Below are 20,534 nucleotides of genomic sequence, written 5' to 3'. Positions count from 1 at the left end.
GGGGTGGGAGTGTCACGCTACATCGTGCTGCCGTTCGTGCTCCCGCTCTGGGGGATCGCCACGGGCGCTGCGCTCGGCATCCTGTTGACCGTGGACGTGATCGCGACCATCGCCATCGTCGCCACGCTCCGCCGGCTGTGGCGGCTCCAACACCCGCGCCGCTGGCAGTACCTGGCGCTGGCAGTGCTGGTGGGCTTCTTCTTCATGAGCGATGTGCGCGTACTGTTCGTCTAGCCGATATGGCCGAACAGAAATGAACGCCGCGCTCGACACGTTTGTGCATCCGAGATCTGAAGTCGATGGCGTCGTCTGTGGCTGGCTGCTTCGCTCCAGGCGACGTGGTTAGCATCTTCCTCTCACTCCCTCTGGTATCGCGAACCGTCTGGTAAAAATAGCCCTTTTCTTGTCTCCTCTGCCTTCCAGGGGTCATGTGCAACGGACTGCTGCCACCTATACTAGATGCGAGCGTCAACGCAGGGGGCTCTACGGAAGGAACGCATGTGGTCGTCGTCCATGAGTCGTTCAGCACCTGCCAAGGCGTCACCAATTTCGAATCAAGCAGAGGGGGACACACACATGGCTGACTTGTCCGCCGAGCCCGACAACGGCGGCGACACCGGCGATGACACCAGCGTAGGGCCTGGCCGCAGATCGAAGCCCGGCATGCCACGCTGGGTGAAGGTGTCTCTGATCATCGTCATCGCCGTTCTGATCCTGCTGGTCGTCTTGATGCTCACTGGCGTTTTCGGTGGTGGCCACGACCCTAGTCAGTTCGGCCCTGGGCCCCACGTACCTGGGGGCGCTACACCGCCCTCCAGCCCATAGCTACGATCACTGCGCGCTGGGAGCACACTGGTCCACTCCGGTGGTGGCACGGTAGTGTTGCTCATGATCCTGGTGCTGAATGTGTACAAGCCGCAGGGCATGACCCGGTACGGGTGGGGTAAACAGGAGCAGGCGCCGGTGCTCGTGCCGTAGATGCAGCGAGCGATCTCGAACACCCGTTCTCGCTCGACAGTTCAGAAACCGGTCTTAAAGGACGCAGTCACTAAGCAGTCAGGAGGTTTGATAATGATGCACTTGCTTCGCGAAATGATGCACTCGCTTCGCACTTCGCCGATCTTCGCAGTCTTCGTGCTGCTCACCCTTGGATGGGCTGGGGTCATCGGACTGATGGTTTTCCTGATGATATTGCAGCCCGGCTTCATGGGCATGGCGCACGGCACCCAGCCAAGCCACCGCGTCCACGACCTCACGTACGGGTTTCTCTTCGGGGTGGCCGTCCTCGGGATGCTCGCCCAGCTCCGGCGGCCCACGAAGAACGTCGCCAGTATGTTGATGGCGCTGATTCCCTGGGTCGGGCTGCTGCTGGCCGCTGTCCTCTCGACAGACGCGGGCGTAATACGCTCTGCAGAGAGGATGTCGGTCGCCTTGCTGACGGTCATTGTCGCACTGCTTCACCCGAGCGGACGTGATTTCTTCCGTTCGTTCAGTGTTTCGCGAGTCAACTGGGTGATGCTGGCACTGGTCATCATCGCAGCGGTGCCGCTGCTCGTGTTCGCGTCCACGAACATCGGCCTGCAACGGAGCGTCCCCGACGACCATGCCGCCCTCGGCCACTACGGTTTCATGGCCGCCTTCAGCTTCACCATCATTGGGGTGGGCCTGCTGGCGAGCTTGCGGCCTGAGGGCTGGAGGCTCACGGCGTGGGTCGCCGGCCTGCTCCCAGCCCTGCTCGGGCTCACCTCGCTGCTGTTCCCGAACGTCTCCTCCAGTCTCGGCCTGGTCTGGGCGCTTGCGGCCATTGCCTGGGGCGTCGTGTTCGTCGCCGCGGCCAAGCTCACCAAGGGTACGGAGAGTCCGACGCTGCTCGGCTCAGGGGGCGTACTATCGAAATCGGAACGGGGTTGAGGACATTGGAGAAGAGGATATTCGAGGCGGCGCTACGCCTCGATCGTCTCGTTCCACAGCTTCGGCATCAGCCCGGTATACCTGACGGCGGTATCGAGGCACTTTAGATTTGACAGAGACATACTATCTCCATCACGATCACCTTGACAACCACGCGCGACAGAGGAGGACACGCACATGGCTGACTTGCCACCCTACCGCGAGAAAGGCAACGACACCGGCGTAGGGCCCGGCACACCACGCTGGGTGAAGGTGTTTGCAATCGTCGTCATCGTCCTGGCTCTGCTGGCCGGCATCATCGTGTTCACTGGCGTTGGTGGTGAACACGGTCCTGGTCGCCACCTCCCCTCCAGTGGCTCTGGTGGCCAGACACCACCCTCCAGCGTCATAGTCATAGAAGACGACACACCGCCCGGTGCTGGCTTTGGTGGCCACGCAGCGTCTGAGGGTGGCGAGCTATGATCATGCCACCCGGCCTGCGCAAGTTCGCGCTCACTGTGCATCTCACGTCATCGGTCGGCTGGATTGGCGCAGTCGCCGCCTATATCGCGCTGGACGTTGCCGTTGCGAGAGGCCAGGATGCTCAAACGTTGCGTGCCGCCTATCTGGCGATGGAGTGGACCGCTTCGTTCGTGATCGTCCCGTTGGCCTTGGCCACTCTGCTGACCGGGCTGGTGATGTCATTGGGGACTAAGTGGGGCCTGTTCCGGCACTACTGGACGGTGATTTCACTCCTGCTGACCGTGTTTGCCACGGTCGTCCTGCTGGCGGAAACGCGGACAATCAGCTACTTTGCAGACAGAGCAGCAGATCCGGCAACCTCCGACGAGGGGCTGCGCGCCCTGGGGAGCACCCTGGTCCACTCGGTTGGCGGCATGGTGGTATTGCTCATCAACTTGTGGCTGAATATGTACAAGCCGCGCGGCCTGACCCCGTATGGCTGGCGCAAGCAGCACGAGCAGCGCAGCGCATTGCAGCGGAGCAGGCAGGATGAGCAGCCTAAGGTGTCGCAGCCGTAGATCCAGCGACTCCTGCCTCGGCCTCGATCGAGGGAATTGTTCCGGCGTACTGTGCATGCCCTCGCGCACTCACATTGGCTCCGAGGCGCTTATGCCGTACTTCTCCATACGATAAAGCAGCGTGTGACGGGTTAACCCGAGCAGTTCAGCTGCCTTGCTCTTGTTGCCCCGCACACGCTCAAGCGCCTGGCGGATCAGTGCCTGTTCTACCTGCTCCAGATGCACCCCCTCCGGCGGCAGCTCCATGGGACTGCGCGCCGCCGGTTCGGATCTCTGTTGCACCTGATCGGGCAGGTGCACTACGTCAATCGGACCAGATCCGGCGAGGCGGGCCGCCCGTTCCACCATTCCACGCAACTCGGTCACGTTCCCTGGCCACTCGTAGTGCTCCAGCACCTGTGCCGCCAGCGGCGTAATCTGCCGATCGCCGGCAAAGGCGCGCGCCAGCAGGAGCACATCGGCCCGCCGCTCGCGTAGTGGCGGCACGAACAGCCGCACTGGAATGAGCCTCTCGAATGCGGCGGGTAATCCACTGCCGGTGGGAGCGATGGCGAACAATCGCGGCCCGGCGCGGTTCTCCTGTGCTGCGAGCCGTTCGGCGAGCTGCTCAAGCACCGCCGGTGCATCCACGACACCTCGTATCACGAGCGATCCACTGCCGGCCTCCGCCCACGCGCCCCCGTTTTCGGTCTTGCCGAAGAGGACCACCTCTTGAGCAGCGCCCTGGTAGATCCCCAGGTCCAACTCGATCAGCGGCGCCTCAGCGCGCAGGCTTGCGACATGCATCGCGCGCGCAAGCGAGCTCCGCCCACTGCCCGATTCGCCAACCAGTACCACATGATGGTCGGTCAACGCGGCTTGTTGCGCCTGTGTAACCAGCTGCTGCCAGGACGCATCAACACCAATGAGCGCCTCAAACGCAGGAGTCGTGCGTTGTACGATCCTCAGCCGCGCGATCTCCTGTTGCATTGCGCGACGCTCCAACGCGCGCGCGATCTTGAAGATCACTTCCTCAACATCGAAGGGCTTGCGCAGAAAGTCGGCCGCGCCCAGTTGCATCGCCTCCACGGCGGTTGGTACGGTTCCATAGGCGGTCAGGATGATGACGACCACTTCAGGCCGGCGTTCGCGGATGCGGCGTAACAAGGTGAGTCCATCTTCGCCCTTGAGCTTGAGATCGAGTAGCACCAGGTCAACGCCCTCGCGCCCCAGCATTCCCAGACAGTCGCCGCCGTTCTCAGCACCATACACTGTGTAGCCGGCCTGCTCGAGCGCGCGACCGAGCACCCAGCGCATGTTCGGCTCGTCATCGACGATCAGGATGGTCCGTGTCATTGGCTCCCTCGTACACGGCTGTATCGCTGTGCATCGTACCACGTCGGCACTGCGCGAACAACGTGCGCCGGCTCATGTGGACGGGCTGCCAATCCCACGCCTGGAAGCTGTGTCTTTTCCTACACCAATGGGCCATTTCACACAACCGCACCCTGATTTCGTGTGACAGCGCCGCTTCCGAATGGTTTCAACCGCTAGGTTGGCTGAAGGCAGGCTACGGCTCGTCACTGCGCAATACCACTGCCTGCACGGTCTGAGCCGATGCGGGATGGCACGCCATGTGCGACGACGGTCGTACGCCAGCACAGCACGTCGAACGTGGGCAGCGTGCGAGGAGACCTGGCAATCGGCTTTGGACGATGAGCTTCAGCTCGCGCAGAGCTGTTGGATAAAAAGGAGGGAATGTCATGACTCAGACCGCGGGCCATATGAGCAGCGAGATGCAGCAGTGTATTCAGGAGTGCCTGACCTGCCACAGCGTCTGCCTGACGACCGTCCAGTATTGCCTGCAGATGGGCGGACGACACGCGGAGGCGCGCCACATCACCACGCTGCTCGACTGCGCCGAGATCTGTCAGACCAGCGCGAACTTCATGCTGCGCGGCTCAGAGCTGCACACGCGGACGTGCGGGGTCTGCGCCGAGATCTGCGAGCGCTGCGCACAGGACTGCGACCAATTCGGCGACGACGCGCAGATGCGCGCGTGCGCTGAGGAGTGCCGCCGCTGCGCGGATTCTTGCCGCCGGATGGCCGGGATGGCGGCGTAGCGGAGCTGTCTCTACTGGCTGCGCTGTGATGGTGTGCTACCCACGGATCACCGTCACAGGCAGCGAGCACTTTTGAGGCAAGCAACTTGAGCCGTGGGTGTGATCACTGTGAGCTGTTTGTGCAGGAGGTCCGCCGGTTTTACCCGTTTTTCCCCTTCGTTGTGGCCCGCGTGCGGCAAGCGTTCGACTGGCAAGGCTACCACTTCCCCAAGCGGAGAAAAGTCATCCTGGACCTGTACGGCACCAACCAGGATGCACGGTTGTGGGAGCAGCCGGAAGCGTTTCGGCCAGAACGCTTCCGCCACTGGGATGAGAGCCCCTTTGCGTTTATTCCCCAGGGAGGCGGCGAGCATCAGCAAGATCATCGCTGCGCGGGTGAATGGATCACGATCGAGCTCATGAAGGTGGCGCTGAGCTTCCTGACCAGGTCCATGACATATGATGTGCCGGAGCAGAATCTGCGCATCAGCCTGTCGCGCATGCCGGCCATACCGAAAAGCCGATTTGTGATCAGCAAGCCTACGATAGTGGGCGCCGGCAGCGCGACCGGGCGGATCGCCCGTAGGCAGGAGATCACCGTGGAGGGCGACCGTGGGGTGGTGGAGCTGGAAAAGACGAAGGACGCGGCCATCTCCTCCACCGTTAACCGACGAGATGTACGCATCGCCCTGTTCCTTGCGGGAGCGATCGGCTTGCTGCTCGTGCTGGGCGGGCGGCTGCGACAAGGCAGCCGCCGTGCTCCAAAATGATCGGGCCGATGCCAGGCGAACAGGCGCAGGCTGAGATCGCCGGCGTGCAAAAGCGGCTCCATCGCGCGATGGGGGCCGCTCGGCATTGTGCGGGGTTAGCTACCGCCCGGCTACCTGCGCGCCCATCGACTGCGTCAGCGCGTCAGTAATCGCCTGGTCCTCACCGGCATACAGCGCGACGATCCGCCCGGCCTGGTAGAAGTGCGGCGGCGCGACCCAGTCGATCATCATCGTCGGTGGGTTGCCGTCTGGTCCAAGCTGCCCCACAGCGTCTTTCGCTGCCGCCGTGTCAGCAAACTCGAAGACCTGGACGTCCGCGGCGTTGACCTTCAGCGCCGATCCGGTCACGTCGAAGAACGGCTGCTCGACCTCGCCCGCATTCTTCACATCCAGTCCAGCAGCCCGCAGCGCATCGGTCAAACTTTTGAGATCCGTCACCTGCCGATCGCCAGCGCTGGCTTCCGCCGTTGCGCCTGGCGAAACGGTTGTCGACGGACGAGCTGGCAGGTCCAGTTCCGCGACCGGCGTACCCAGGACGCCCTCGAGCAGCTTCAGCGTCGCGGCATCATCACCCACGTAGAGCGCGATCACGCGCCCGCTGTGGTACGCATGCGGAGAAGCCACCCAGCTGATCATGGTGGTTCCGCGCCCGGCAAACGTGTCGGCGAGCTTCGCGACGTCTGCCTGCGCGGCAGCTTCGTTCTCGTATTCGAATACCTGCACGTCCGCGCCATTGACCGTGAGCAGCGTGCCACTCACGCTCAGAAAGGGCTGCTCGACCGTAGCGCCGAGCTGGACGTTCGCCCCGGCCTTGCGCAATGCGTCGAGCAGGCTCTCCTGGTCGTTCACTGGCTCACCATGACTCGTGACCACGGTGGTCGTGCTGGCTGGTTCATTTGCACTGCCGTCACTGCCCTGCGTTGGCGCTGTGGTCGGTTGCGCCGCTACGGTCGGCGCGACCGTCGCACCCGGTCCGCTGGTCGGTTGTGCAGCCGGCGCACCAGGCGAACGACCCGTCTCGGCCGTACCGCACGCGGCAAGCAGCAGGAGCAAGGCGACGGTCGCATAACGCAGCCATAACTGTTGGAAAGCAACCTGGAACATGCCATCCCTCCTCTCAGCTGAGCCAGAGCATGTGAACGAGCACCGGGACGCCAGTTCACGTTCTGGACGCCGGAGGTAGCGCAGATGTTCCAGCAAATCACGACTGTGCGACTGGCGTCCTGCCAGATTGTGCGGGAACGGGGTCGGCAGAACGACGCAACACCGGCAGGCGCACGGTGAAGCGTGTCCCTGCACCTGGCGTGCTGTGGACATCAACGGTTCCTTGATGTTCCTGGACGATTTGCTGCACAATGCTCAAGCCCAGCCCGGTGCCATCGACACGCGTGGTAAAGAATGGATCAAAGACGTGAGGGAGATCATCAGCGGCAATGCCCCGCCCAGTATCGTGAACGGCGAGGACGACGAACGACGTCGCCGATTCAGCTCCTTGTACGCTCGCGCGCACGTGCACCTCGCCGCCCTCCTTCGTCGCGTTGATACCGTTCAGCAGCAAGTTTATGAGCGCCTGGTGCAGCAGCTCCGCGTCGCCTTCGAGGGGCGGCAGCGTGCCATCCACATCCGCGCTGAGGGAGACCCCGTGCTGCGCTGCATAGGCGCGCGTCAACGTCACGGTCCGCTCGATCAGCTCGGCGATGTCGACTGGCCCACGCTGCATCGGCGCTGGCCGCGCATAGGCCAGCAGTTGCTCAATCAGCCGGTCCACTCGATCGACCTCGCTCTGGATCACCTGGGTGTACTCACTCAGGGTCGCCTGATCGGCCAGCTCGCGCTGCAACATCTGCGCTGCTGCCCGCATGATGCCGAGCGGGTTACGAATCTCATGCGCCAGCCCGCCGGCGAGCCGCCCCAGCGCGGCAAGGCGCTGGGCGCGCTGGATTTGCTCTTCGAGCGCCCGCAGCTCGGTCAGATCGTCGAGCACGAGTACCGTCCCAATCGTCTCATCATGCGCGCCGACCAGCGGCGAGCCATGCAGCCCGAGCTGGCGGTTCTTGATGGCCACCTGGCGGTAGCCGCGCGCACCCGAGGCGAGATAGTCGCGGATCAGTTGCGGCAGCTGTGTGGTGCTGCCATTCGGGCCATGGAGCAGCGCCTGGGCGGCACGATTGATGGTTGTCACGTTGCCGTGGGTGTCCAGCGTCAGCACGCCACTGTCAATGCTTTCCAGGATTGAGGCAATCGATGCGCGCATGCGCTCGGCAACGGCTGCCTGCGTCTGCAGCGCCGCATTCGCGGCGGCGAGCTGCTGGGCGGCCTCCTGGGCGCGCTGGCGCTGACGGCGCTCCGCGTCAGCGAGACTGCCGGCGAACGCGCCGACGAACAGAAACACGGCGTTTTCCAGCAGATCGTTGACCCCATCGTCGAGCATGATGCCCCACGATAAGATGACGTGCGGGATGTAGAGGGCGCTGGCGGTCAGCGCGGTCAGCACCCCGCCGCGGCGGCCGTAGCGCACAGCGGCCACGGCAATCGGAACGTAGTAGAGGCTGCGGTAGATCGAGTGGTAGGGGATGAGGTGGATGTCGGTCAGGTAATGCAGCAGCGTCGTCCCTGCCAGCGTGATCAGCACAAACCAGAGGCTGATATCGCGGAGCGCCGGGCGCACCGGAAGCGACCCTGGGGCCGATGCATCAGCAATCTGCATACCCTGTTTGCCTTTCACAACGGCATGTATCCTGATACTACAGTTCGCGGTTTAGAGTGCCAGGCTTTTGAGATGGTCCTTCTTCTGTGTGCCCTCCGAGCGCGCGAAGCGCGGACCGATGCGCTCCGTCAGGGCCTCCAGCGCAGATGACCATTGCATCATCGCCATCATTATGAGCCTCCTGCCCGCGTAGGCAAGCAATCATGATACCATAGCACTTGCATGGTCGGGATGACGCCGGTGGCCCGGTCAAAATCTGCACGATCGGTTACAAGTACATTTGCAGCCGTCACGCAATAAACCCAAAGGGCCGCTCATGGGGGATGAGCGGCCCTTTGGGTTCTTGTATAGTGGCATATACATTGCACTTTTTTGTAGTGCAAAAGATGGTAGTGCCGTTGAGATGGTGTGTGGTGGATCACCACACCGGGCAGGCTGCGGCGCATCTTCCCGGCTTACTCGGGTCCACTACTGCATCATCGCACAACCGTATGTTAGGCATCTACATTGCACGTCGTCGTATTATTTCACACACAACTGTGTCAAATAACGCAAAAGAAACTGTCTGGCAGTGAACAAGTGTAGAAAATATGGTTCACTGTGGAAGGAATGGCGTCATGATTGTACTATGTCAGCGAGAGCCTGAGGGGATACGCGATGGCTTCGACTGTGTCTGCGGCACCTGGCGGAAGAGAACCACAAGCTACACATATATCATATCTTCCGGGACTTGACGGGCTGCGCGCGTTTGCCGTCGCCGCGGTCATGCTCTACCACGCTGGCTACAATGTCGCAGGCGGGTATCTGGGAGTCGAATCGTTTTTTGTCCTCAGTGGATTCCTTATCACTGCGCTTTTACTCGCCGAGTTCCGGCACAGCGGGCAGATTAGTATCACGTCGTTCTGGCTGCGCCGTGCGCGCCGCCTACTGCCTGCGTTGCTGCTCACCCTCGCAGGGACGTTCACCATTACCGCCATCCTGCTACCCAACGATCTGCGATCGCTTGCAGGCGATATGTTAGCAGCGCTCGGCTATGTCATGAACTGGAAGCTCGTGCTCAGCCAGCAATCCTATTTCGATGCCCTGGACCGCCCCTCGCTGCTCCAGCACCTCTGGTCATTGGCGGTAGAAGAGCAGTTTTATCCGCTCTGGCCTCTCGTGTTTGCCTTTGGAATGCGCTTGTTGCGTCCGCTCGGCTTTCTCGCTGGCGTTATTGCCGCTGCTATTGCGAGCGCAGTGCTACTGTTCGTATTGTATCAGCCAGGGCTAGATCCATCGCGGATCTACTATGCCACGGACACGAGAGCTTCGGCATTGCTGATAGGCGCTGCGCTGGCATTGGTATGGACGCCAGGTGGCATATCCACGGTGAATCGCAGAATCGGCCTCGCCCTTGACGTCGTGGGCGCGAGCATGCTTGTAGGGCTGCTACTCGCATACGGCTGGCTTTTCGAACAGCATCCCTTGCTCTACCGTGGTGGATTCCAGCTTGTGGCAATCGCCACAACTATCCTTATCGTCGCAACAACCTACCCCCACGCACGATTCCTGCCGCGGCTGCTCGAATTGGGCCCGCTGCGCTGGATCGGTCTTCGCTCCTACAGTCTCTACCTCTGGCACTGGCCGATCTTCATGGTCACACGGCCGGATATCGACGTTCCCTTTAGCGGCTGGCCGCTTGAGGTACTTCGGTTTGGCCTGACAATTACGATCGCTGCTGCGTCGTATCGTTTCGTCGAGCAGCCTATCCGCAAGCACGGCGTGGCTGGGACATGGAAAGCACTATGCCGCCCGAAGAGACAACTGATGTCACGGATCATGCAGCATTACGGATCGTTGGCAACGGGGGCGTGTGTGCTGCTCATCGTCATGGCCTGTGCGATTTCCATCGCGCTGCGTCCCACAAAGGCGGCCTCGCCACGCATGCATACCATCGCGCCGGTGTCGCCAACGGCAGCGTCCGCAGCATCACCCATCCCCACAGCACAACCTGACAGCGCGGGAACTGATGGACGTGTAGCGACGGTAATGCCTCGTAACATACCCACAGACGATGCGGATGTACGCGCCGCGCCCCAGACGCCCCAGCGCACGGCAACAACAGTCGCTCCTGCGCCACCGCTCGATCCTACGCTCACGACGGAACTGCAGCATCTTCTGGATCAGGCGGTTGCCGATGGCTTTGTTCCTGGTGCCGTCCTGTCAGTCAGTGTTCCGGGGCACACGTCGTGGACGGGCGCAAGTGGCCTCGCCGACCGCGAACAGGGTCTGGCAATGGAGCCAGACACCCCCGTGCGGATCGCGAGCGTCAGCAAGATGTTTACAGCAGTCGTTGTATTGCAGCTCATTGAAGAAGGAACCATCGAGCTGGATGCGCCAATCGCAACCTGGCTAGCAGATAGTGTTCCCAATGCCGACTCGATTACCGTCCGGCAGCTCCTTCAGCACACCAGCGGCCTCTATGATTATCTGGAGGACCGTAACTTTGTCGCCCAGACCCAACGCGAGCCGAACCGCGAATGGCAGCCCGAGGAACTCGTCGCCTATGCGACACGGTTTCCGCCAAACCCAGCGGGTCGCTGGGATTACTCGAGCACCAACTACGTCATTCTTGGTATGCTTGTTGAGCAGGTGACAGGCCAGCCGCTCGCACAGCAGATGCGGCAGCGCATATTCGAGCCGCTTGGAATGCGCCAGACATTTTTTCTACCACAAGAGACGGTACAGGGTACACTGGCGCACGGCTACACAAAAGGAACAGACATCACAAACGCATCGATGTCATTCGCGTTTGCGACAGCCAATATTGCGACGACTGCCGAGGAACTCCAGCGCTTTGGACGCGCTGTTTACGGAAGATCTGCTCCGAGCCGAAACGCGCGATCTGATGTTGCAATTTGTGAGTGGGAGAGCGCAATATGATATGCCTGACCTTGAATACGGCTTAGGTGTCATGCGTAACCAGTTGCCAATCAGAGACGATGCGGAGGGGCAGCAGCGCGGGAGTGAGGCAGGACTGGTCTTAGGGCACATCGGCGGCTATGGCGGCTTTCGCGCCGCATTGTGGTATGCACCGGAGAGCAATATAGTGATCGCGCTGAGCTTGAATCAAGCCCAGGTCGATCCGAATGATCTCGCGACAAGTGTACTTGATGCCATGCTCGCACGGATAGGGAGCTAAATGTTAACACGCCGTTTGCAGCAAGGCAGATATCTACGCGAATGTGATCCCGCTGTGTTGGGCTCACCAGAGCGGCATTGCGAGCAGGTGTCGTAAAACGTACATCAGTGTAGCAAATAGGGCATTTCACGAACGCGCAGATGCTGGAGCACGCTTTCATAGTGGCATCACGTTGCAGAACCTTGGGGAGGCACTATACCCGGCCATGCATCGAGACCAGTCTGCGGAGGATGGATGCGTCACGCGATCGCGTTTACGCGCACAATGGGTTGCTCGCGTGTGTCCTGATCATAACCCTCTTCGTTTATTTCCAGCGCTTACTGCTTGCTGCTGGCGGATGCTGCCTGTGTCGCAGCTATCCGCTCATCCAGCTCCTGGGGCGAAAACACCCAGAGCTGGCCGTCGGAGGCGCGGAACACCTGGTACTCCGGGTAGCCCGGCACGCGGCCGACGTTGACCAAGTCGCCATTGTCCTCAGGGTGGGTTACGCTCCAGCCAGGGTTCGGGTAGGGCTGGCCAGTCAGCGGGTCGATCCGCTGCGGCTGGATCTCGCCGCGGCGCAGCCGATCGATGACCGCCACGCGCAGCTTTTCGTCGAGCCCACGCTGTTTCACCCGGCCGGCGGCGACGAGTGCGTCACGGCGTTCATCAGGGGTGAGGAGGTTGATATACACCAGCTCGGGTTCAATAGGAGCTGCGATACGAACTGAGGTGGTCGCGCCTGTCAAGCGACAATTAGCTATCGCACCCAACGACAATTAGAACTTTCTGTTCTGGGTTGTTCGACCCTTGCCAACGTCAACTCGATTGTGGCTCACTCGTATTTGTACGTGTCGTTGGCTTCGACGATTTGGCGGCTCCATGCTCGGCACCCGCCTGTTTCGCTCGGTAGCTGTCGAGACTCATCATATCCAGGATGACCGAATGGTGTACCACTCGGTCAATTGCCGCCATCGTCGTCATCGGATCCTTGAAGATCCGGTTCCATTCTGAAAAGACTAAATTCAGTGGTCAGTATTACGCTGCGGCGTTCATAGCGCTCGGCTAGAAACGTGAACATCACCTCCATTTCGTCGCGGTCGTGTTGCACATAGCCAATATCGTCCAGAATCACACAGACATAGCGGTCCAGTCGTGCCAGTTCGCGCGGCAGCCGCAAGTCACGTTTCGCCGCCAGTAGTCGCTGCACCAGCGCAGCGGTACTGCTCCAATAGACAGACTGTCCTTGGCTCACGAGTGTGTGCCCAAGTGCAGCCGCAACGTGACTCTTGCCGGTGCCCGGTTTGCCGACTGCAATCACGTTGACCGCCTGCTCTACAAACGCTCCACTGCGCAGTCGTTCAATCTGCTGGGTCAACAGTGGGCCAAACAAGTTCAACTCCAGCCGCTGAAAGGTTTTTTCGCGCGGTAACTGGGACTCGCGCAGGAGACGTTCCAGACGACGCTGCTGACGGTAGGCGACTTCCTGCTGGGCCAGTTCATACAGAAAGGCTTCGTGGGTCAACCCTTCGCGAGCCGCCCGCATCGCCAGTTCATCAAAGCCGCTGGCACTATGGCTGAGTTGCAGCGCCCGCAGGAGTTGCGCCAACTCCTGATGTCGATTAGCCATTCGCACACCTCGACGCCAGCAGCGCGTCGTAGACGTGGAAGTCGAGGTCAGCTGGCTTGAGCGGTGGCAGGGCTGGCACGGTGCTCGCTCGCACCAACTCACGTACTGCATCGAATGTCGGAAGCGTCTGGCTCTCGACGAGCAACTTCACCGCTGTCTCGACATCCACTTCACTCGTTGAAGCGGCCAGATGCAAAATACGTAGGTACTCACGGTCGGCACGAGCAGGCGCCTTCTCTGCGAGCGTGTCATACAGCGTGCGGAAGGCCAGTGTCGGAAACAGTTCATCACGGAAGCGATACTGTACAAAAGCACCCGGCTTGCGTACGAGTGACCAGATTACATGGCGGTAGTCGATCCGCGCCCCATAGCGGCCGTGCAGGCGCGGCAGCGTGAGTGTGCAACTCGTGCCGACATACAGTTCGAGCACCTCAGCACGAATACGCACCGTCAAGGTCGTCCCAATCAGTCGAGACGGCACCGAATAGGTATTGTGGAGCACGCGAATGGTGCTGAAACGGCTGACGACCACGTGCACTTCGCGGCAGGGATGCAGTGGCGTTTTTGGCAGTGGTCGAAGGGTTGGCAACTCGTCGTTCCAGCGCGCAGCCCGAGTCTGGTTGCGCCGGCGTATCAGCTCTTGGAGCCAGATCGCGTAGGCGGCTCGGTCGGCAAAGTCGCGGCTGCCACGCACGCGTAAAGCCTGGTCGACCGCCTGCTTGAAGCGGAAATGGGCTTGCTCGACATCGCCGTTCTCGTGCGCTTCGCCAGGTGTGTTCGCCGTCGGGGTCATGCCATAGTGGGCCATCAGCGCGGCATAGGACTCAGTCCAATCGCGCTGGTGAGAAGGCCCAATCGCGCGAACCGCAGCCGAGAGATTGTCGGTACGGTGCTGCTGTGGGACGCCACCAATCTGCCAGAAGCAGGTTTCGAGGCCCTCGGCCAGCGCCTCAAAACTCTCGGAAAAGCAGATAGTGACCGCCTCGACATTGGAGTACGTCAAGACCAAATGAAACAGCAGGTGCGGAAATGGAACGTCGGCGAGCGTGATGCTCAAGTCATCCATATGGGTAAAGTCAGACTGTGCCAGACGACCGGGCTGGTGGACCTGCTCGAAGATGACCTCACGCTCGGGGCCGTGGAGCGCACGCCAACTCGCGACATGGCGCTGAAAGGTACGCAACTGACCCTCGGAGTAGCGCTCTGGTGCTTGTTCGCACAACAAGCCGAACAGCGTCTTGGCCTGCAAGGCCGGGTCGCGCTTGAGGTGCTGTTCGACCCACGGCCAGTCAGTCGCAAAAGGATTGGCACGGGTGCGGTAGGTGCGCGGTTGTTTGAGCGCGCTAGGAAGCTTTGCAGTTCGCACATACTTGCGGGCGGTCGGGACACTCATGCCAGCCCGGGCAGCTGCTTGTTCTAACGTCTTGCCATTCTTGCGTTCGCGGAGCATCAGGTGTACCTCGCTGTCGGTTTTCATGGCACCTCCTTCTGAGACGCCATGCTACGAGTAAGAGAGACGACCGGTGCAACCACGAACAGAAAGATCTAATCGCCATCAGGTTATAAGTCTAATGATCTTTGAACACGCGCCGGCTTGTGTTGACCGTGCCATGGATAGTGCCCCTTGTCGCTCGGGTAGTCTTAGGCGACAATCATACGACAAATGGATAACACATGCAATATGGCCCATTTGTCTCTTGCGTATACAATGGCTACAATGCTGCTTCATTTCCATAATATACCGAAGTTGACGTAATAATATACGACTGGCAATATTAGCATTATGCAGACGGTATCAACATCATACGCAAGAGTGTAAATGCGCGGAGCTTGCCATCATTCCGTATAAAGCATTCCTTTGTTGCATGCATCTACAACGCCACTCATTACTCGAAGTCGTGTAAAAATGCGCTCAAAAATAGCCAATGAGAAGGTGTGTTCTCAACGGCTATTGCAAAAACAGCAAGCTTGTGCTAGGATGAGAGGCGGGATCGCCTGAGGATCTTCAACCGTATCGTTGCTTCGATAACCCTTACGGAGAAGACGAGATGAACAAGCGTTTCCAGGAAGCAGTCTGGCTGAGTGTACGCTGTGTCCCGCTGCTCACCCTGCTTGGAGCAGTGCCGTGGATGCTCATGAAGTGGTACGCCCAGATGCCCGACCTGCTGATGCAGGCCATGCAGGGTGCTGGAACTGTCCTCCCTTGGCCGGCCATGGTGATCGACGCCCAGCAACTTGTCGCCGTCATCCTTCAGGATTCCGGGTATGTAGCCATGTTGGCACTCTGCTGGATCGCACGCACGGCATTTCCCGCGCTACTTCCGCGCGCCTTCGTCACCTTGATGCTGCTACTCCTGACACTCCCCTGGATGCACACGGGATTACCGCTGTTGTTCCCCAGCGCGCTCATCACCGTCGAGTTGTTCACGCTTTACCTAAGCCGGTGGCCGGCCCGGCGTTCTGATGCGGGGGCGATGGCACGGGCGTAGGCTTCCGACATGATCAAGACCGGTCTCTATAATCCCCAAAGGTTGAGAGGCATGTGATGAACAGACGCGATCTGCTTGAGGCGCTGGCCGAAGCCGAGGCTGAATTCGCCAGGCGCCAGGTGTGGGGATTCGGGCCAGCCGGGTTCGGCCCATACTCTCCCGAGGTGCTCAGGCGCTCGACCGCCCTCGACACACCTGAGCGGCCAGCCAAGCCGCGCTGGACCGGCCGCCCGCGCCGGAACAGCAAGCAAGTTCGTCGGGAGCGCGGCGAGATATAGATCCCCCGGCTGGCACCCGGTGAATCGGCCGACGATTGCACACCTGTAGTGATATATAGAAAAAGAGGGAGGGATAGCGAGCGATGTGGTCCGACAACGAAACCGACACCGATCTCCTCGGCGTCGATCGCCTCGTGGACACCCTGGTCTTTGGGGTTTTTTGCATATCGCCCCAAAAAGGTGTATTATCCGAAATCGTGTGTGCTCCGGTTGGTAGTCCCAGATCTGCCCTATCACGGGGCGGTTCCTTCGGCCGCTTCCTCCACCGGCACGATCGGGCGCTGGGCTAATTCTGCCACAATCCCATCGAGATTGATCGGCGTGGGTGCCTTGGTGAACTCATACCGGCCGTAGAAATTGATGTGTTGCCATGCCACCGGGGAAACCTGTTTCAGCACTGCCGCACCTTCTCTACCCCCAGCGGCTTCTTTATGCGCCAACAAGCGCGAGAGAATCGTGGCGTTGTAGTAGATAATGGAGTTGCTGATCAGCCGGCTGCACTCACTCCACAGCACCTGGTCGTCTTCGCTCTTGAAGCGCAGTTTGCCGAAGTTGGCGTAGGAGACCGCGCGGCGCAGTTGGTGGTAATTCTCGCCACGGTTCAACGCCCGCTGGACATTCTGGCGTAGTGGCGGCGAATCAATGTAGTCTAGCAGGTACAGGCTGCGGATGATCGCGTCATATTCCCACAGCGCGCGCCGCGTCTTGTTTTTGCGCGCGTAGGCGCTGAGTTTGCTCACAATAATGCTCTGGGTCGTCGTTTTCAGCGCCAACGAGACGAAGATCCGCTGGAGGTTGTCCCATTCTTCACGGATCAGCTCCGTATTGATCTTCCGGATGGGCTTGAGGATCAGATCGCCGTACTGGCGCGGATGCTGGAAACCATACAGCGCTGTTCGCATTTTCTCCTGGATGTTTTTGTAGCGCGGCGCAAATTGGTAGTTGAACATGTGCAGCAACGCAAAATTGACCTCGTTGGTGCCATGCGTATCGGTCGAATGGACCTGCGATTGGATGCTGGTGGTATTGTTGAACAGCAGATCGAACACGTAATGGCTTTCGTGTTCGTTGGCGCCAATAATGCGGGCGTTGACTGGAATATGATTGGCGATCAGCGTATAGGCGACGATGCCTCTTTGCAGGCCGAAATATTTGGAGGCGTGGCGGGCGTTGAACGTCGGCAGGCGGCTCTCAAACTTTTGGCCATCGCTGCTCGAATGGACGACTTCGCCCAGATCATAGTACTGGAAGATCGGGAGGCTGGCAATCGCATTGCTGACACAATCATTGGCTGCTTTGAGCGTTTCCGGGCGAATGAAATTCTCGGAGGTGCGGGCCAGCGTCTGGTAGGAGATATCCGAGATCTCGCCCATGCGTCCCAGGCCCATGTTGGTCCCCCAGGCGATCAGACATGCCCGCAGCGCGCGGTTGTCCGCCGCCTGTTTGCCATAGCGGCCCAAGACATGATCGAACTGCGTCAGAAACTGGCAGGCCTGATCGACAAAATGGAGGAGACTGCCAATATCGACCTGGCGCACCGTATCGAAGATCGGATGGTTAACGGGCTCACTGCCACGCGGATACTGCAATGTCCAGCGGATACGCTTACCCCGGCTTTTGATCTGGAAGTGGGTATTTTCTTTCTGCACGATGCGCTGATTCACGGCCTGAATGCGCTCTTCCAGTAGGCGTTCGAGCGCGGCGAGGTGGTCCTGGACCGGCTGGAGCAGAATGAGCAGCCCGGTTTGAACGATCAAGCGTTCCTTGTCCTTCCATTGCTGGTTGTCGAGCAGATCGTCCTCAAAACTGCGGAAGCGCACGCTGTGGCGGCAGAAGATATCCCCGGCTTCGAGCGCATTGCGCAGCAGCCGATAGACCAGGAGTTCATAGCGATCGGGGATGAGGCGTTTGTGCCCCGTCTCATCGTGGGTGTACAGGTAGCGCTTGTGGCGCACCGGAATAAAGGTGGTCGGGATGGTGTCGGCCGCGAGTTGCCCCAGCGATCGCCCGTGCTGAAAGGTGGTTTTCAAGAACTGGATGGCGCTAAGGAGCGGCGCATCCGCACGGGTCGCCGACAAATCGACGGCCAGGAGCAGCGGGCGCAGATGCAGTTTGAGCCGCCTGGCCTGTTTTTCAAACTGCTCCCAATGCAAGGCCTGCTCATCAAAGCTCACCTTGGTACTGATATAGTCGGCAATGCGGTCGAGTTTGTGCCGGTCCAGTATCGCAAACGCTTGCGTGCGGACATCCTCGAAGGGGGCAGTCGCAGCAATCTGATCGGAGGTAAACAGCTTGAGAATGTGCCCGGCTTTGGCGAGATCGGCATTCCGCTCCAGCCGTTGTTCGGCGATGTCGTCCTTGACGGCCACTTTCACCTCGTCGAGTGCTCCATTCACCAGATGAATGAAACAGGTCAAGAGATGATCGTGGACGCGCTGATAGCGGTGGAGGATAAAGCAGAGCAGGTAGAGATAGACCGTCCAGCGATCGAGTTGGGTCAGACGAAAGACCGAATAGTAACCCACCAGGGACGCATAGTACTTGATAGCTTCATTGGAGATCGCCAAATAAGGAACGATGCGCGTGGCCACCTGATAGAGCGGGCGGAGCGTATCACCGCGGTTCAGCTCCTGGCGCATTTCGGTGCGGGTAAACTCTTTTGGTTCACGCTTGAGCAGGGTGATGTGGTAGAGGCCATCAACATCGTCAAAGAGTTGGTCGAGGGTCGCACATTCCGCAGCGGTCAGGTGGGTCTGGAGCAGGGACATCAGGCGATTGTGCTCAGCGGTCAGGGCCTTGCCGACGATCGCTTCTTGCATCACCGTATAGCCCGGCAGCACCAGGCGCTGATCGATGAGATACTGGAGCACCGCGCGAAAGACATAGATGGGCTGGCTACTGATTCGGGCTGCCTGCTGCGCACGGAGGAGCAACTGGTGACGCTCGGCCGCCGTACACAGCCGATACTGGCAGAGTTCGAGAATGACCTGGCGCACCTTGAGGATTGTCCGTTTCGTGAGCGGGCGCACGGGACGATGGGTGGCATCAGGAAAATAGCGCTCGACGAGGTAGCTGACATCGTCGGGAACGTCAGCCAATGCAAACGTGAACAACAGCTGTTTGGCTTTGAAATAGCCCAACTGGAGGAGAAAATAGACCTGGACATGGAGGAGGCGGAAGCGCTGGAGGATCTGCTGTTCTGGCCCCGTGAGCGTAAAGTACAGTTCGCGCTCCTCAGCCGTGAAGCAGGGGCGCCCATAGAGCGCGTCAATTTCCTCCTCGGTGAGGATCTGGAGGCGCTTGGATAGTGTGGGTTCTTCTTGATCGGTCACGGACACCCTACGGACACAGTAGCAGCACCTTTGGGTAGATTCAGGTAGATGGTGCGAGTTACGGCCGGGGTGCGGCAATGACCCCCGCGCTTTGGCGCCACCAAACAGAACGTAACCACTCCACCAGCGCCAGCCATCGCACATGCGGGTCATACTCCCGCCCGCCCGATGGCGCCGCGAACCTCGTCCTCGCTCGGTTCGGTATACATTTGCGTCGTGGTGATGCGGCTATGCCCCAGCACGCGCTTGACTTCGGCGAGATCGGCGCCGTTCGTGAGCATGCGCCGCGCCAGACTATGGCGCAGCGTGTGCGGGGTCGCGCGCTCAAGCTGGCGCGCCAGGTCATCTAGCTCGCCGGCGCGGTCAAGCGCGACATGTGGCATGTCGGCCCGCAGGCGTGCAGCGGCAGAGAGCGCGTAGTGCTTCAGCCGGCGCTGGATGGTGCGCTGGTCGACTCCCGGCCGCGCGGGTCGGCCAGGGATGGTCGGGTCGAAGTTGAGCAGCAACCGCGCACGCTCCGCCTCGCTCCCGATCGCCGGTACGCCATCCGGACAGCGCAGGCGCATCAAGTAGGCTTTGAGCAATGGTACGGCATCACGATGCAGCGGCACGCGGCGGGACCTGCCGCCCTTGCCGCGCCGCACGGCCACGCTGAGGCCAGGGATATCCAGGTCGCGGATCTGGAGGTCACACACCTCCTGGACGCGCAGGCCGGCATAGACCAGCAGCGCCAGCGCCGCTTGATCCCGCAGCCGGAGCCGCGTATCTTGCTCTTGAACGACCGTGCGGAGCAAGGCATCCACCGCTGCGGGTGGGATGGCACGTGGGCCAGTCTCCTGCTCGGCGAGCGGCTTCAGTCCCTCGAACGGGTTCTCCGTCACCATCCCCCGAGCCTGCGCCCAGATGAAGAAGTTTTTGAGTGTGCGCGCGGCGCCGTTGATGGTGCGCGCGTTCTTGCCGTCTTCGACCTGCCGATGGCGCTGCCAGGCGGCGGCGTCGCGTGCGACGACGAGCGCGGGGTCGAGCGGACGCCGCTGGGTCGTCTCCCACCAGCGTGCGAAGCCGTGCAGTGCGCTGCGATCGGCCTTGATGGTCAGCGGCGCGGCGCCGGCCTCAGCGCGGGTCGTGAGGTAGTTGGTGATAGTGTCATGCATAGG

The 20,534-nt window shown here is 60.5% G+C and carries 16 protein-coding genes and 2 pseudogenes; 9 read left to right on the top strand and 9 right to left on the bottom strand.

What is annotated here, in order from left to right; translation table 11 throughout:
• Positions 1 to 9 precede the first annotated feature (9 nt).
• From M1P90_RS37370 to M1P90_RS37355, 4 genes are all read left to right on the top strand, one after another.
• Positions 10 to 234: a hypothetical protein gene (locus M1P90_RS37370; RefSeq protein WP_483705082.1), complete on the top strand. Its 225-nt coding sequence runs from the start codon at positions 10 to 12 to the stop codon at positions 232 to 234.
• 837 nt (positions 235 to 1,071) lie between these two features.
• Positions 1,072 to 1,911, top strand: coding sequence for a hypothetical protein (locus M1P90_RS37365; RefSeq protein ID WP_483705080.1), 840 nt, complete (start codon positions 1,072 to 1,074; stop codon positions 1,909 to 1,911).
• Between the two features lie 177 nt (positions 1,912 to 2,088).
• A complete protein-coding gene (locus M1P90_RS37360; protein ID WP_483705078.1) occupies positions 2,089 to 2,373 on the top strand; it encodes a hypothetical protein in 285 nt (94 codons plus the stop codon).
• Positions 2,370 to 2,930, top strand: a complete 561-nt coding sequence (locus tag M1P90_RS37355) for a hypothetical protein (protein ID WP_483705077.1) — start codon at positions 2,370 to 2,372, stop codon at positions 2,928 to 2,930. Before M1P90_RS37360 ends, M1P90_RS37355 begins: the two co-directional genes overlap by 4 nt.
• A gap of 69 nt (positions 2,931 to 2,999) precedes the next feature.
• Here the strand turns inward: M1P90_RS37355 and M1P90_RS37350 are convergent, their stop codons facing one another.
• Entirely contained in the window at positions 3,000 to 4,265 is a 1,266-nt protein-coding gene (locus M1P90_RS37350; RefSeq protein WP_483705075.1) for a sigma-54-dependent transcriptional regulator, read from the bottom strand.
• Between the two features lie 407 nt (positions 4,266 to 4,672).
• On the opposite strand from M1P90_RS37350, the gene M1P90_RS37345 reads away from it, so the two are divergent.
• Together M1P90_RS37345 and M1P90_RS37340 are read left to right on the top strand one after the other, a co-directional pair.
• Positions 4,673 to 5,032, top strand: coding sequence for a four-helix bundle copper-binding protein (locus M1P90_RS37345; RefSeq protein WP_483705074.1), 360 nt, complete (start codon positions 4,673 to 4,675; stop codon positions 5,030 to 5,032).
• A 101-nt stretch (positions 5,033 to 5,133) separates the two neighbouring features.
• A pseudogene (locus tag M1P90_RS37340) lies at positions 5,134 to 5,547 on the top strand (cytochrome P450); the annotation flags it as partial.
• 333 nt (positions 5,548 to 5,880) lie between these two features.
• Here M1P90_RS37340 and M1P90_RS37335 read toward each other — a convergent pair.
• Both M1P90_RS37335 and M1P90_RS37330 read right to left on the bottom strand, forming a co-directional pair.
• Positions 5,881 to 6,885, bottom strand: coding sequence for a hypothetical protein (locus M1P90_RS37335; protein ID WP_483705073.1), 1,005 nt, complete (start codon positions 6,883 to 6,885; stop codon positions 5,881 to 5,883).
• A 97-nt stretch (positions 6,886 to 6,982) separates the two neighbouring features.
• Complete coding sequence (locus M1P90_RS37330) at positions 6,983 to 8,488, bottom strand: ATP-binding protein (protein WP_483705071.1); 1,506 nt, start codon at positions 8,486 to 8,488, stop codon at positions 6,983 to 6,985.
• 657 nt (positions 8,489 to 9,145) lie between these two features.
• On the opposite strand from M1P90_RS37330, the pseudogene M1P90_RS37325 reads away from it, so the two are divergent.
• Positions 9,146 to 11,669, top strand: a pseudogene (locus M1P90_RS37325) (serine hydrolase).
• A gap of 317 nt (positions 11,670 to 11,986) precedes the next feature.
• Here M1P90_RS37325 and M1P90_RS37320 read toward each other — a convergent pair.
• The 4 genes from M1P90_RS37320 to istA form a co-directional block, all read right to left on the bottom strand.
• Complete coding sequence (locus M1P90_RS37320) at positions 11,987 to 12,343, bottom strand: hypothetical protein (RefSeq protein ID WP_483705069.1); 357 nt, start codon at positions 12,341 to 12,343, stop codon at positions 11,987 to 11,989.
• Between the two features lie 124 nt (positions 12,344 to 12,467).
• Positions 12,468 to 12,623, bottom strand: coding sequence for a hypothetical protein (locus tag M1P90_RS37315; protein ID WP_483706083.1), 156 nt, complete (start codon positions 12,621 to 12,623; stop codon positions 12,468 to 12,470).
• On the bottom strand, positions 12,610 to 13,278 hold the full coding sequence (locus M1P90_RS37310) for an ATP-binding protein (RefSeq protein ID WP_483705067.1): 669 nt from the start codon (positions 13,276 to 13,278) through the stop codon (positions 12,610 to 12,612). Before M1P90_RS37310 ends, M1P90_RS37315 begins: the two co-directional genes overlap by 14 nt.
• A complete protein-coding gene (istA, locus tag M1P90_RS37305) occupies positions 13,271 to 14,755 on the bottom strand; it encodes an IS21 family transposase (RefSeq protein WP_483705065.1) in 1,485 nt (494 codons plus the stop codon). The genes M1P90_RS37310 and istA overlap by 8 nt, the downstream gene beginning before the upstream one ends.
• 571 nt (positions 14,756 to 15,326) lie before the next feature.
• Here istA and M1P90_RS37300 point away from each other — a divergent pair.
• The gene (locus M1P90_RS37300) at positions 15,327 to 15,767 is read left to right on the top strand and encodes a hypothetical protein (protein WP_483705063.1); all 441 of its coding nucleotides are present in this window, start codon (positions 15,327 to 15,329) and stop codon (positions 15,765 to 15,767) included.
• 56 nt (positions 15,768 to 15,823) lie between these two features.
• Positions 15,824 to 16,045: a hypothetical protein gene (locus M1P90_RS37295; protein WP_483705062.1), complete on the top strand. Its 222-nt coding sequence runs from the start codon at positions 15,824 to 15,826 to the stop codon at positions 16,043 to 16,045.
• Positions 16,046 to 16,278: 233 nt separating this feature from the next.
• Here M1P90_RS37295 and M1P90_RS37290 read toward each other — a convergent pair whose 3' ends face one another.
• Positions 16,279 to 19,377 (bottom strand): Tn3 family transposase, encoded by a 3,099-nt coding sequence (locus tag M1P90_RS37290; protein ID WP_483705060.1) that lies wholly within the window; start codon positions 19,375 to 19,377, stop codon positions 16,279 to 16,281.
• 149 nt (positions 19,378 to 19,526) lie between these two features.
• Positions 19,527 to 20,531: a tyrosine-type recombinase/integrase gene (locus M1P90_RS37285; protein WP_483705058.1), complete on the bottom strand. Its 1,005-nt coding sequence runs from the start codon at positions 20,529 to 20,531 to the stop codon at positions 19,527 to 19,529.
• Positions 20,532 to 20,534: the final 3 nt, after the last annotated feature.

The sequence above is a fragment of the Kouleothrix sp. 19917 genome (assembly GCF_057073505.1).
This window is presented reverse-complemented; position numbering and strand designations above follow the sequence as displayed.